The organism is Pseudochrobactrum saccharolyticum (genome assembly GCF_008801715.1).
In the GTDB taxonomy this organism is placed as follows: Bacteria; Pseudomonadota; Alphaproteobacteria; order Rhizobiales; family Rhizobiaceae; genus Pseudochrobactrum; species Pseudochrobactrum saccharolyticum.
Window position 1 is genome coordinate 132,205 of record NZ_VZPG01000005.1, and the last position, 13,924, is coordinate 146,128.

The 13,924-nt window shown below is 52.3% G+C and carries 13 protein-coding genes; 5 read left to right on the forward strand and 8 right to left on the reverse strand.

Annotation, left to right across the window (positions count from 1 at the left end; translation table 11 throughout):
* The first annotated feature begins 1 nt into the window (after position 1).
* From F7P81_RS14635 to F7P81_RS14650, 4 genes are all read left to right on the forward strand, one after another.
* Positions 2 to 328 (forward strand): sarcosine oxidase subunit delta, encoded by a 327-nt coding sequence (locus F7P81_RS14635; protein ID WP_151160092.1) that lies wholly within the window; start codon positions 2 to 4, stop codon positions 326 to 328.
* On the forward strand, positions 325 to 3,318 hold the full coding sequence (locus F7P81_RS14640) for a sarcosine oxidase subunit alpha (RefSeq protein ID WP_151160093.1): 2,994 nt from the start codon (positions 325 to 327) through the stop codon (positions 3,316 to 3,318). The genes F7P81_RS14635 and F7P81_RS14640 overlap by 4 nt, the downstream gene beginning before the upstream one ends.
* Positions 3,311 to 3,868: a sarcosine oxidase subunit gamma gene (locus F7P81_RS14645; RefSeq protein WP_151160094.1), complete on the forward strand. Its 558-nt coding sequence runs from the start codon at positions 3,311 to 3,313 to the stop codon at positions 3,866 to 3,868. Before F7P81_RS14640 ends, F7P81_RS14645 begins: the two co-directional genes overlap by 8 nt.
* 183 nt (positions 3,869 to 4,051) lie before the next feature.
* Positions 4,052 to 5,218: an alpha/beta hydrolase gene (locus F7P81_RS14650; protein ID WP_151160095.1), complete on the forward strand. Its 1,167-nt coding sequence runs from the start codon at positions 4,052 to 4,054 to the stop codon at positions 5,216 to 5,218.
* A gap of 134 nt (positions 5,219 to 5,352) precedes the next feature.
* Here the strand turns inward: F7P81_RS14650 and F7P81_RS14655 are convergent, their stop codons facing one another.
* Both F7P81_RS14655 and F7P81_RS14660 read right to left on the reverse strand, forming a co-directional pair.
* Positions 5,353 to 5,823: a MaoC family dehydratase gene (locus F7P81_RS14655; protein WP_022712508.1), complete on the reverse strand. Its 471-nt coding sequence runs from the start codon at positions 5,821 to 5,823 to the stop codon at positions 5,353 to 5,355.
* 31 nt (positions 5,824 to 5,854) lie between these two features.
* Positions 5,855 to 6,523, reverse strand: coding sequence for an HAD family hydrolase (locus F7P81_RS14660; RefSeq protein WP_246176151.1), 669 nt, complete (start codon positions 6,521 to 6,523; stop codon positions 5,855 to 5,857).
* A 131-nt stretch (positions 6,524 to 6,654) separates the two neighbouring features.
* On the opposite strand from F7P81_RS14660, the gene F7P81_RS14665 reads away from it, so the two are divergent.
* On the forward strand, positions 6,655 to 7,974 hold the full coding sequence (locus tag F7P81_RS14665; protein ID WP_151160096.1) for an NAD(P)H-dependent oxidoreductase: 1,320 nt from the start codon (positions 6,655 to 6,657) through the stop codon (positions 7,972 to 7,974).
* 56 nt (positions 7,975 to 8,030) lie between these two features.
* Here the strand turns inward: F7P81_RS14665 and F7P81_RS14670 are convergent, their stop codons facing one another.
* The 6 genes from F7P81_RS14670 to F7P81_RS14695 all read right to left on the reverse strand — a co-directional run bounded on the left by F7P81_RS14670 (position 8,031) and on the right by F7P81_RS14695 (position 13,541).
* A complete protein-coding gene (locus tag F7P81_RS14670) occupies positions 8,031 to 8,726 on the reverse strand; it encodes an ATP-dependent Clp protease proteolytic subunit (RefSeq protein WP_151160097.1) in 696 nt (231 codons plus the stop codon).
* Between the two features lie 256 nt (positions 8,727 to 8,982).
* On the reverse strand, positions 8,983 to 10,383 hold the full coding sequence (locus F7P81_RS14675) for an NAD(P)(+) transhydrogenase (Re/Si-specific) subunit beta (protein ID WP_151160098.1): 1,401 nt from the start codon (positions 10,381 to 10,383) through the stop codon (positions 8,983 to 8,985).
* A 10-nt stretch (positions 10,384 to 10,393) separates the two neighbouring features.
* On the reverse strand, positions 10,394 to 10,810 hold the full coding sequence (locus tag F7P81_RS14680; RefSeq protein WP_116088865.1) for an NAD(P) transhydrogenase subunit alpha part 2: 417 nt from the start codon (positions 10,808 to 10,810) through the stop codon (positions 10,394 to 10,396).
* On the reverse strand, positions 10,807 to 12,114 hold the full coding sequence (locus tag F7P81_RS14685; RefSeq protein ID WP_151160099.1) for a Re/Si-specific NAD(P)(+) transhydrogenase subunit alpha: 1,308 nt from the start codon (positions 12,112 to 12,114) through the stop codon (positions 10,807 to 10,809). The genes F7P81_RS14680 and F7P81_RS14685 overlap by 4 nt, the downstream gene beginning before the upstream one ends.
* 270 nt (positions 12,115 to 12,384) lie before the next feature.
* A complete protein-coding gene (locus F7P81_RS14690; RefSeq protein WP_022712501.1) occupies positions 12,385 to 12,603 on the reverse strand; it encodes an aa3-type cytochrome c oxidase subunit IV in 219 nt (72 codons plus the stop codon).
* A 191-nt stretch (positions 12,604 to 12,794) separates the two neighbouring features.
* Positions 12,795 to 13,541, reverse strand: coding sequence for an N-acyl amino acid synthase FeeM domain-containing protein (locus tag F7P81_RS14695; RefSeq protein ID WP_151160100.1), 747 nt, complete (start codon positions 13,539 to 13,541; stop codon positions 12,795 to 12,797).
* Positions 13,542 to 13,924 lie beyond the last annotated feature (383 nt).

Below are 13,924 nucleotides of genomic sequence, written 5' to 3' on the forward strand. Positions count from 1 at the left end.
CATGTTACTGATCCATTGTCCTTATTGCGGCGAAGACCGCTCGGAACTGGAGTTCCGCAGCGCTCATGATGCCCATATTGCCCGCCCGACCAATATAACCGAACTTTCGGACGAGGAATTCGTTGAGTTTCTCTATTGGCGCGACAATCCCAAAGGCGTGATTTTTGAACGCTGGCGGCATATTCACGGCTGCGGCCGCTTCTTCAATGCGGCACGCGACACGGTGAGCGACCGGTTCCTGCTCACCTATAAAGCCGGAGAGCCGAAACCGGATCTGAGCCAAATCGTACAGACGAACAGTGTTGCGGCCAAGGAGAGTGGTCAATGAGCGGCTCAAAACGCATACCTGGCAAAGGCCGCCTGACACCGGCGAAAACCGCCCGTTTCACCTTTGACGGCAAGACCTATACGGCATTGGCAGGCGATACTGTCGCCTCGGCTCTGCTTGCCCATGATATTCACCTGATCGGACGTTCGTTCAAATATCACCGTCCGCGCGGCTTTCTGTCTGCAGGACCGGAAGAGCCGAATGCACTGCTGGATATTTCCCGCGACAAAGCCCATCGTCAGCCGAATGTGCGCGCAACCGTGCAGGAAGTTTTCGACGGCATGTATTCAGAATCGCAGAACCGCTGGCCGTCTTTGTCTTTCGACATCGGCGCAGTGAATGATCTGTTCTCGCCTTTCTTCGGTGCAGGCTTCTATTACAAGACTTTCATGTGGCCGAGAAAGGCGTGGGAGAAGGTCTACGAGCCGATCATCCGCCGTGCCGCAGGTCTGGGCGTAACGCCGACAGAACCTGATCCTGACCGTTATGCAGGCCGCTATGAGCATTGTGACGTGCTGGTTGTCGGTGCAGGTGTAGCTGGTTTAAGTGCGGCACTTGCTGCGGCGCGCACCGGTGCCAAAGTCATTCTCTGCGATGAACAGCCTGAAGTCGGCGGTGCCCTGCACCACGAGAACGGCACCAAGATCGACGGTCAGGATGGCTTTGCATGGGCGCAAATCACTGCGGCCGAGTTGAATGCCATGCCGAATGTACGTGTTCTCACCCGCACCACGGCTTTCGGCTATTATAACCATAATTTCGTGGCTTTGGCTGAGCGTGTCACCGACCACGTTGCATTGCCGGAGAAGAACACCGCGCGTGAGCGTCTGTGGCAGGTGCGTGCCAAGCGCGTCATTCTCGCCAACGGTTCTATTGAACGTCATATGGTCTTTGCTAATAATGACCGTCCGGGTGTGATGCTGGCTTCGGCTGCCCGCACCTATCTCAATCATTTCGGCGTGGCTGTCGGCTCGCATGTTGGTGTCTTCACCGCCCATGACAGCGCCTATGAAGCCGCATTTGATCTGAAAAATGCAGGCATTGATATTCCGGTGATTGTCGATGCACGCGCCCATCCGGGTGAAGCCGTGCTGGCGGAAGCCCGCCGTTTGAATATTCCGGTTCTGACCAATCATTGTGTGCTGAGTGTTGGTGGCAAGCTGCGGGTCAAATCCATGACTGTTGCCACCAATGGCGCGAAGTCAGGCCGCAAATATACGATTGATGCGCTGATCACCTCCTCCGGCTGGACACCATCGGTGCACCTGTTCTCACAATCACGCGGCAAGCTGCGCTTTGACGATGCCAAACAGCGCTTTCTGCCGGATGTTTACGCGCAGGACTGCATCTGCGTCGGCACCTGTAACGGCACCGACGATCTGCAGGCGGTAATTGATGAAGCCGTTGCAGCAGGCACATCTGCCGGTGTTGCAACCGGCGGCAAGGCATCAGCAACCACCACTGTCAGCGCAACAACAGCCTATAGCTGGAGCGGCGGCATGGTCGGCACCACAGCCGGTGCAGGCCCTGACAGCAATGTGAAGGCTTTTATCGACTTCCAGCATGATGTTTGCGCCAAGGATATCCGCAATGCCGTGCGTGAAGGTATGCACTCTATCGAGCATATCAAACGCTTTACCACCAACGGCATGGCATCCGATCAGGGTAAAATGTCCAATATGCACGGACTGGCGATTGCCTCGGAAGCACTCAACAAGCCAATCCCGCAGGTCGGTCTCACCACCTTCCGCCAGCCTTATACACCGGTGACGTTCGGCACACTCATCAACTCGTCCCGCGATCATCTGTTTGATCCGGCGCGTCAGACTGCGCTGCATCATTTTGAGGCTCAGAACGGCGCGATTTATGAGGATGTCGGCAACTGGAAACGCGCATGGTATTATCCGCAGGCCGGTGAAACCATGCATGATGCGGTTGCCCGCGAATGTAAAACCGTGCGCGAAGTCGCCGGTATCTTTGATGCCTCCACCTTGGGTAAAATTGAAGTTGTCGGCCCTGATGCCGCTGAGTTCCTCAATCTGATGTATACAAACGCATGGGATACGCTGAAACCGGGTCGCTGCCGCTACGGTATTATGACCGGTGAAGACGGTTTTGTGATGGATGATGGTGTGGTCGGCCGCATGGCGCATGACCGCTTCCACGTCACTACCACAACCGGCGGTGCGCCGCGTGTCCTCAACCATATGGAAGATTATCTCCAGACCGAGTTCCCGCATCTCAATGTCTGGCTGACCTCCACCACCGAACAATGGGCAGTGATTGCCGTTCAGGGGCCGAAAGCCCGTGAGATTATCGCGCCATTTGTTGAAGGCATTGATATTTCCAACGAAGCCTTCCCGCATATGAGTGTGGCAGAAGGTAAATTCTGCGGCGTACCGACCCGTCTGTTCCGCATGTCCTTTACCGGTGAACTGGGCTTTGAAATCAATGTCCCTGCCGATTATGGTCAGTCTGTGCTGGAAGCCGTCTGGGAGCGTGCCAAAGCCATGGGCGCCTGCCTCTACGGCACTGAGACCATGCATGTTCTGCGTGCTGAAAAAGGCTACATCATTGTCGGTCAGGATACAGACGGCACTCTGACCCCCTATGATGCAGCGGTCGGCTGGGCTGTTTCCAAGAAGAAAATCGACTTCGTTGGCATCCGTGGTATGCGCCGCCCTGATCTGGTGGCGGAAGGCCGCAAACAACTGGTCGGCCTGCTGACCAAAAATCCAAACACAGTGCTGGATGAAGGCGCACAGATCGTTGCCGATCCGAACCAGCCGAAACCGATGAAAATGCTCGGTCACGTCACCTCTTCCTACTGGTCGTCCAATCTCGGGCGCTCCATTGCCATGGCTGTGGTGCATGATGGATTTAATCTGCACGGCAAAACCCTGTTCGTGCCGATGCTGGATCGTGTGATTGAGGTTGAAGTAACCGGCCCGGTCTTTATTGACGAAAAGGGAGAGCGCCTGCATGTCTAACTCCGAAGCAATCGCACAGCGCATCACAGTTCTGGGCAACAGCCGTGCCGGAAACGGTTCGGTGCAGATCATTCCGGCAGAACCGGCGGAGCGTATTTCGCTCCGCGCCCGCGCCAATGATGTTACAGCACTGTCCAAAGCCCTTGGCGTCACCCTGCCGCAAAAACCGAAACACAGTACCACCAAAGGCAAGCGCTCGGCATTGTGGCTTGGCCCTGACGAATGGCTGGTGATTGACACCGGCGGACAATCACCTTTTGCGGATTTGCAAGGCGTTGAAACGCTGCATGCCGCAACCGATGTATCCCACCGCAATATCGGCATCATCATTTCCGGTGAAGGCGCAGAGGCAACAATCAATGCGGGCTGTCCGCAGGATTTATCGCTGGCCGTTTTTCCGGTTGGCGCTGCCACCCGTACGATTTTCGGCAAGGCCGAGATTGTGCTGTGGCGCTTGTCTGAAACCGAATTCCGGCTGGAATGCTGGCGCTCCTTTGGCACCTATGTTTTCGGACTGCTGAGTGAAGGCGCATTGGACGCAGCCGTCTGACGATAACCTCAACGTCCTGAAACTGTCATAATTACACTTTAAGCACCGCATCTTCCCAAAGACGCGGTGCTTTTATTTTGAGCAAGCATAATAGCTTTAATGTGATTGTTCATTTACAGCAGACCGCACTAAAGCATCTTCTGCGCCGTATTGCCCTCTTCTGTTTTGACAAGCACCATTTTCATGACCATTAAAAAACGTCTCATCATTAATTTCACAGGTTATGAAGGGCTGCACCCTAAGGCAGTGCGCGTGCGTCATCGCAAAATTATGAGCGATTTTGACAAGCTGTGGGGCACAAAAACCAGCCTGTCCCCGATGGCCGATGCAGATCACGGCAGCGGCACCATGCAGGTGACAGCCAAAGGCGAGAACTGGGAAACACAAAGCGAATTCTGCCAGTTCGGTACCGCAGATATTTTTGATGAATATGCAGCACGATCCCTGCCACACCGTCTGTTCACCGGCAGCCGCGCTTTTCTGAATATTCTCTTCACCGGCACCTTATGGCGTTATGGCCGCACCAGTTGGCGGTTTGTCATGTTTTTCATGTGGCCGTTTCTGATGGTGCTGGCCATGCTGGCCTTAACGCTCGGCATCACAGCAGCGCCGGTACTGGCCGGTTTCTCACCACTGCATATGCTCTGGTCGCTGCCGCTGGCTCTCGGTATTTGCTACGCACTGATACGGGTGCTGGATGAAAAACTTTTCATCTCCTATCTGCTCGACGACTGGTCAGCCGCCTATGACCGGATTTATGACAAGAGTTCCAGTCTGCGCCAGCGCAAACAGATTTTTGCCCAGATGTTGACAGAAAAACTGCGCAGCAGTGAGGCTGATGAAGTCATCATTATGGGGCACAGTCTCGGCACTGTACCGGCGATTGAAGCGCTGGCTGAAGTCTGGCGCACCGAGCCGGAACTCCTGCGTAAACAGCCGGTCTCTTTGCTTGCTGCCGGCTCCTGCTTGCTGATGATTGCTCTGCATCCGCGCGCTAAAGCCTTGCGCGAGGATGTAAGTGTATTACTGAACGATAGTCCGGTTTTCTGGGCTGAATTTCAGGCGCTGACGGATATCATCCATTTTTACAATTCAGAGCCTGCCAAAGCACTGAAAATTCAGACGAACAATCCGCCGCTGATCCAGCATATCCGGTTCAAACATATTCACTCTCCTGTCCGCTACAAACAGGCCAAGGGCAATTTCTTCAAAATGCATTTGCTGTTTATTTCAGGCAGCCAGAAGAAGAACGCCTATGATATCGGCATGTTCCTGCACGGGCCTTTCGCGCTCAAAACCCTGCTGACCGATTACCCCGATCAGCCTGCACCGCTGGATACATTACACTAAAACGGCACTGCCTCGTTTCTGGTCAGCACGAGGCGAAAATGGTGTTCTTCGAGAACCGAAACGGAGCGTACTAAAGTACGTGAGTATCGGAAGCGCAGAAAAACGCCATTTGCAGCCCGTTCTGGCCGGAAACTTCACTCAGCAGGTGGGACGACAGCGATGGTCAGCCACCGCGCTGTGAGAGCCGGTTTGACCATACCTTCCACTTCCAGTGTCACATCATAATGATTGACCACACGGCCGGAAGGACGGATATCCGCATCAGCCAGTTTGAAACGGGCGCGGACGCGGGTTCCGGTTTTGACCGGCGACATGAAACGCACACTGTCAAAACCGTAATTGATGCCCATGGTTGCGCCCTGCAGCATCGGCAGTGCTTCAAAAGCCAAAGTCGAGAGCAATGAAAGCGTCAGAAAACCATGGGCGATTGTACCGCCGAAAGGTGTTTCCGCCGCACGAACCGGATCCACATGGATATATTGATGATCATCCGTTGCATCGGCAAACTGGTTGATCATTTCCTGTGTGACCACACGCCACTCGGAGCAGCCGATTTCTGTGCCGATCGCTTCACGCAGCTGATCCAGAGTGATCGCATCTTTCATTGCTATAGACCTTTATGATGGATTCGCACTTTCAGAGAATGTTATTCTCTATCTCTTTCCAGCTGCTATAAACCGCTTTTGCACCTTTTTCCAAAAGCTTTTCCGTGTGCCCGGCATAAGTATGCCCGCCGCCGGTATAACCGATTGCTGTCATACCTGCGGCAACAGCCCCCTCCACACCAAATGGTGAATCTTCAAACACCACACAACGTGCCGGATCAGCACCGAATTTCTCTGCGGCAAACAGGAACAAGTCCGGTGCAGGCTTGCCGCGTTTGACCATTGTTGATGAGTATAATGCCCCATTAAACGCCCCGATCAGACCGGTTTTTTCCAGACTGAAAGCAATACGCTGCGGTGAGGAAGACGAGGCCACACAACTGCGGGTCTTCAGGCGCTCCAGCACACCGGCAATGCCGTCACAAGGCTGCAGGGCTTCAGAAAACACCCGATGTGTTTCCGGCCAGATATCATCCTGCGCTGCATCCGGCAGATAATGACCGGTCAGATCGCCGATCAGACGGATAATATCCGCCTGTTTCATTCCCACGCCTTTGGCTACCGTACCGTCAGGAATCGGCATATTATGGCGGGCATAAACATTATGGAAAGCCAGCGCAGCCAGCGGCTCGCTGTCGACCAGCACACCGTCACAGTCAAAAATCACGAGATCCCAGTTATTATTGGTTACGCTGTCCAGCACTTTGAACTCCTGCTCTGTCATGCCGCACGGATGCAGCCCCTTAGTAATTGATATTTAATCTAGTCTTTTATAACTGTCATTATCAGGCGGGTTATTCTCCCGCAAAACACTATCTCCGGAGAACAAACATGGCCACCAATGTCGCACTCACCGGCTTAGCTCGTGATATGAAAGCCCGCGCCGATACCGGTAAACCCATCCGCATCGGCCTGATCGGCTGCGGAGAAATGGGCACCGATATTGTGACCCGTGTCGCCCATATGCCCGGCATTGAAATCGGCGCGATTTCGGAGACCAATCCGCAGCGCGCTCTCAAAGCCGCCGAGATCGCCTATGGTGAACAAGGCCATGCCCGCGAGGTTGGCACCGGCTCTGATCTGAGCCTCGCGCTCGAAGCCCGTAAAATTGCTGTTACCGATAATGCAGACCTCATTCTCAATAATGACCTGATTGACGTGGTGATTGATGCAACCGGCATTCCTGCTGTTGGTGCAGAAATCGGCCTGCGTGCCATGGAGCACGGCAAACATCTCGTAATGATGAATGTTGAAGCTGATGTGACAATCGGCGCTTATCTTAAGAGCGAAGCCGACCGTCTTGGCGTTGTCTATTCGCTCGGTGCCGGTGACGAGCCGTCATCCTGTATGGAACTGATCGAATTTGTCACCGCCATGGGGCATCCGATTGTTGCCGCCGGTAAGGGTAAGAACAATCCGCTCAATATTGATGCTATTCCCGATAATTACATTGAAGAAGCCACGCGCCGGAATATGAATGTGCGCCTGCTTGTGGAATTTGTGGACGGTTCCAAAACCATGGTGGAAATGGCGGCTATCGCCAATGCCACCGGTCTGGTACCGGATAAAGCCGGTATGCACGGCCCTGCCGCAACACTCGACCAGCTCTCCTCAACGCTGATTCCTGAGAAAGACGGCGGCGTGCTCTCCCGTGTGGGCGTTGTCGATTACACCATCGGCAAAGGCGTGGCTCCGGGTGTATTCGTGGTTGCGGACATGTCCCATCCGCGTATTAGTGAGCGTATGGAAGACCTGAAAATGGGTAAAGGCCCATATTTCACCTTCCATCGTCCGTACCACCTGACCTCGCTGGAAGTGCCCCTCACCTGCGCCCGTGCAGTGCTCTATGGCAAAGCCGACATGGTACCGCTGAGCAAACCGACCGCAGAAGTTGCAGCCGTTGCCAAGAAAGATATGGCGGTTGGCGAAACCCTCGATGCAATCGGTGAATATTGCTACCGTGCATGGATCATGACCTCCGGTGAAGCCCGCGCAGCCAAAGCCATTCCATGCGGAATGCTGACCGGTGCCAAAGTACTGAAGCCGATCAAAAAAGGTGAGCTCATCACCTATGACAATGCGGCTCTGCCTGCCGGTTCTCGCCTTGCAGAACTGCGTGCCCGTCAGGACAAGCTGGTTTACGGTAGCTAGAATAAATTCAGCAATTTTTCGCCTCCGGAATAATTATCATTCCGGAGGCGAAAGTCTTATTTTTTATTTGAGTCCGTAATATAATAGACAACTTGTGCATGCGTTACATCATCCGCTATTTTAGAGATGATACCCTTTTCCATTGCCTGTTCCGGCAAAAGAAACTGCCTTTGTGCTTCTCTGGCTAATAATGAACTAACCTCATCATCACGAAACTTCGTGCATTTCTTATAAATATCTTTGAACATTTGATTATAAGCAGCCAGATCAGACTGCGCTATCTCTATAACGTCCGGACTAAAATAAGAGCTTTTCCGTGTAATGCTGGCCGGATGCAGAATAAAGCGTCCGCCCTGTAACGACTGTCTGTTTTCAGCACCACAGAAGATCATACTCGCGGCAGATCCGACCGTTGAGATATTGACTGTCGCCACCGGAATGCGGGATCCCTTTACAAGCCAATACCCCACATAACCGCTATCCATATCACCACCATAACTACTGATATAAAGATTGATGGTTTCCAGATTTTTATAGCTGATATTCAGCTCATCAAGTACCCGTGCCAGATTAGATATATTGTCAGCATTAACCTCAGCGGTAAAATAAATTTTACCCACTTTTACTGCGGCCTCAGCTCCAGGTGACGTTAGATAAACCTTATTCACGTCTGCATGGGCTGCCACTGAGAGAGAACAAACGCACACACCAAGAAACAATATTTTGCGATATAAATTAGTAAATAATCTCATTCATTTTCCTCCTTTAACAAGGAGAATAAAGATGAAAATACTCAGATTAAAAATCCCAATTTAAAGCGGGTTTTACGGTGCCAGATCACTTGAGGTTCTTTTTCTCAGGCGACGAATTTAAGTCTTTGTCTGTGCACGAATTTCAACCAGAAGAAGATATTTTTTCCTATTAAAAGCAGCATTAAACATTGCTCAAATCACAATAAAAAGGCGGCTCAAAAGCCGCCTTTTCTTTTATCTGCCGAATTGTGCCGGTTTAATCCAGCGCTTTGACGATATTCTCGACCATCTTCTTTGCATCAGCAAACAGCATCATGGTGTTGTCACGGAAGAACAATTCGTTCTCCACACCCGCATAGCCGGAGCCCATGCCGCGCTTGATGAACAGCACCGTTCCGGCCTTATCCACATCAAGAATAGGCATACCGAAGATCGGTGACTGCGGGTCTGTTTTCGCCGCCGGATTGGTCACGTCATTCGCACCGATTACGAAAGCCACATCGGCCTGCGCAAATTCGGAGTTGATATCTTCCAGCTCGAAGACTTCATCATAAGGCACATTGGCTTCCGCCAACAGCACGTTCATATGTCCCGGCATACGACCCGCCACCGGATGAATGGCATATTTAACTTCTACGCCCTCTTCCTTCAGCTTATCGGCCATTTCACGCAGCGCATGCTGTGCCTGTGCTACCGCCATACCATAACCCGGTACGATGATGACTTTGGCGGCATTCTTCATGATGAAAGCCGCATCATCTGCCGAGCCCTGTTTGACCGGACGCTGCTCAACTTCGCCAGCCGCACCGCCAGCAGATGTGTCGCCGCCGAAACCACCAAGGATCACAGAAATGAACGAGCGGTTCATGCCCTTACACATGATATAGGACAGGATCGCACCGGAAGAACCAACCAGCGCACCGGTGATAATCAGTGCCAGATTGCCCAGCGTAAAGCCGATACCTGCCGCTGCCCAGCCGGAATAGGAATTGAGCATAGACACAACCACCGGCATGTCCGCGCCACCGATCGGGATAATGATCAGCACACCGAACAGCAGGGACAGCAGCACAATCGCCCAGAACACCAGATGGCTTTCAGTAATCGCCAGCACGATCACCAGAACGACGATGCCGATAAACAGCGCCGCATTGATGATATGCCGTGACGGCAGCATGATTGGCTTGCCGGACATACGCCCGTCCAGTTTGAGATAGGCAATGATCGAACCGGTAAAGGTGATCGCACCAATGGCCACGCCAAGCGACATTTCCACCAATGCCTGTGCGTGGATTGACCCCACCTCACCGATGCCAAAAGAATGCGGTGAGTAGAGAGCCGCAGCGGCCACCATCACGGCCGCAAGACCAACCAGCGAGTGGAAAAATGCCACCAGCTGCGGCATTGCCGTCATGGCAATACGCTTGGCCACAACGGCACCGATACCGCCACCGATTGCCAGCCCCAGCACAATCAGCGCCAGTCCGCCAAAAGACGGCTGCGCCAATATCAACGTGGTGACAATGGCGATGCCCATACCGAGCATACCGTAAAAATTACCCTGACGACTGGTTGTCGGATGAGAAAGACCCCGCAATGCCAGAATGAATAACACGCCGGAAACGAGATAAAGAAAGGCTGCCAGATTAACGCTCATGTTTCAGCCCTCACTTGTCTTTTTTCTTATACATGGCGAGCATGCGCTGGGTGACGAGAAAGCCCCCGAAAATATTCACGCTTGCCAGCACCAAAGCGATAAAGCCGAAGCCGGTTGCCCAACCGGAAAGGGAAAGACCGACGGCCAGCAGCGCACCGACGACGATCACCGAGGAAATCGCATTGGTCACCGCCATCAAAGGCGTATGCAAGGCAGGCGTTACCGACCAGACAACGTAATAGCCGACAAAAATCGACAGCACGAAAATCGCCAGCTGAAATACAAAAGGATCAATCACACCGCCACTCGCGGCATGCACAGCATTGCTGATGGAATCTGAGCTCCCCAGACCTTCCGCAGCCTGTCGCAGGTTTTCAACCGCCTTATCGAGACCACCCAGTGCCTCTTTCAAAGAATCCGCACTCATGCCTCATCCCCCTTATTTCCGGCTTCATTTACGGTTTTCTTGCTTGCACCCGTTTTGGTTGCCGGTTTTGCAGCTGCCGGTTTTTTCGGGGCAGCTTTTTTAACCGGAGTTTTTTTCACTGCAGATTTTGGCGCAGCTTCAGCCTTATTATCAGCAGCAACCGGTGCTGCTTTCGCATCAGCAAAAGCCGGATGCACGATGGCGCCCTGATGGGTCAGCACCGTTGCTTTCACCAATTCATCATCAAGATTGATTGCAAGCTGTTTGGTGTCTTTGTCGACCAGCGTTTCAAGGAAAGCGAACAGATTACGCGCATAAAGCTGTGACGCAGAGGCAGCGATGCGACCGGCCGTATTCATATGACCGATAATTTTCACGCCGTCTTTTTCAACAACCTGTCCCGCTACCGCACCTTCAACATTGCCGCCACGCTCAACAGCCAGATCAATCAGCACCGAGCCAGGCTTCATGCTGGCAACCATCTCAGCACTCACCAGACGTGGCGCAGCACGCCCAGGAATAAGCGCTGTAGTAATCACAATATCCTGCTTGGCAATATGGTCAGCAACCAGCGCTGCCTGTTTTGCCTGATAGTCTTTCGACATTTCCTTGGCATAGCCACCGGCAGTCTCGGCCGCTTTGAACTCGTCATCCTCTACAGCGACAAATTTAGCACCGAGCGATGCCACCTGCTCTTTGGCTGCAGGACGCACATCAGTCGCCGTCACCACAGCACCAAGACGGCGCGCGGTCGCAATGGCCTGAAGACCGGCAACCCCTGCCCCCATCACAAAAACTTTGGCTGCTGGTACTGTGCCGGCAGCGGTCATCATCATCGGCATGGCACGGCCATATTCCGCCGCGGCATCAATCACCGCCTGATAGCCTGCAAGATTGGCCTGCGATGACAGCACATCCATCACCTGCGCACGGGTAATGCGCGGCATAAACTCCATGGTGAATGCAGTCAGCCCTGCCTGCGCAATGGCCGCTACACTGTCCTCATGGCCATAAGGATCAAGCATCGCGATCAGCACGGCACCGGTTTTGTAATTTTTCAGTTCAGCGGATGAAGGACGGCGAAGTTTAAGAATAATATCCGCGGTTTTAATATCGGCGGTCTTACCGATCTGCGCACCGGCATCGGCAAAAGCCTGATCCGTAATACGCGACGTAATGCCTGCACCGCTTTCCACGATTATCTTAAATCCGTAACCGATCAGCTTTTTCACGGTTTCCGGCGTTGCCGCCACCCGTGTTTCACTCGGATCAGTTTCAACGGGAATGAATATTACCTGAGACAAAACTGCCCTCACTTTCCCTATCCCCAAAACTCACAAAATCCGCACCGGTCTCCTCCGGAACAACATTTTGGACGGGCGCAGTAAATCACGGAAAAAGCAGGCTGCAATACTCTTTATGCAAAAAATTTCTTATGTGATCGAAAATACGCAATTATGGAGAGATTTTTGCTCTGAACAGGGCGCAAAAAATTATACCGCCAAAATGGCGGTATAATTTATGGATTCCATGCCGTTCTGAAATGAAATTTTTCAGTCTGCTTCTGACAGGTCTCAGGCAAAGAAAACTGCCGCAGCCATAATCAGCGCGAACAGAATAACACCCGAGAACCAGCCGGCAGCAAAAAATGCAAATGCCATCGCGATCATCAAAGCGGAAAGCACAATCGTTCCCCATTTTACCAAAAAGGTAAAACCATGATAGGTGCGCTCATGCTCAGGATAATCCATCTCTGCGCCAAGCTCTGCAGGACCGTGCTGAATTTCTGCCATTTCTTTCTCCCTCCCCAAAGATATCTTCCTTTGCGGCCGTCTTCCGGTTCAGAAATCTTATCTAGGCACAGTTGACACAGTTCTGAAGCAATAGGCAAGCTTCACTTCACCGCCAATGTTGCGACAATCTGCTGCAAGCCGATGCCATTTGTAGCCAAGTCGGGCGACTTTTAGATCAGATACTCAGATACTTATATCCCCAGTCCGGTATATTTAGCCGTCGGTAGAATAGTCAGCGGAACATTGCCTGCACGAACATCGGCAAACATATTGCGCCGCTCATGAGCCTGAGATTTAAAAAACGGAAACCGCGCGGCAACCGCATCGCGGATTGAACTGACCGCCGCAGCGCCTAAGCCCACCTGAATACCATAGCCTTCATGATCGCGCGGGTCTGCCAGCATTTGCGAGCCAAAGATGCGCTTATAGAAAGCCATATGCTCCGGCTTGACTGCGGCAAGGCAAAAACTTGCATTGAAATATTCTGACGCCATCGCGGCAATGCGCAATGTCAGATAGGGAATGGCGGGAAATTCAGCGAGATAAGCAGGATCTGCAGCGAAACGTGTCGGATCAACAAAGCTCATATTATTATCCAGCATCGGCCCCAGAATATCGGGAAATAATTTGGCGCTGGTACCAATGCGATGCTCTGCCGTAATGTGATGAACACGGAGCGTACTGACCAGAATACCGTCTATATAGACACCGTAAACATAGGCCTGATGATCGCGGTCGACTTCATCAATAATGGTGCCAAGAAAATTGTCGTCCATGACATTGCGCGTCATATAGGAACGATAACGCAGCCGGCCGACCTCTTCCAGATCTTCCGCGTGTATAACCCGCCGGTATTCCACTCGATCCAGAAACTCCAGCATGTGCCGGGCAAAGTTCGAAAGGACTGGTGCTTTCGCAACCGGTTGAGAGACCGTCATCTATAATGTCCGCCACCAATAAACTAAAGCTCTGGTGCAGCCGTTTCATGAATATGCCACGCTTCATATTCCGTAAAATATACAGGAATACACATCCAATTTTAAACCCGCCCCCTATAAGCAAAATCTAAAATAAAGCGTAATTTCAAAGCACTAACCATTCCGGCAGATGTCTTATGTCCGGAACATAATATATTCAGGAAACAGCAATAGCCCTCACGGGCATCACCTTGCATATCTGCCCGCTGATTTGAGGAAACAAATATGCTGGTAACCATTTCTCTTTATGTGTGACAAAAAGCAAGGGTCCAGACCGGCACAATTAATCTTTTTTATATCTGCCGCGAAATGAATGCATCGCCGGAGACAAATATCACCGGCAT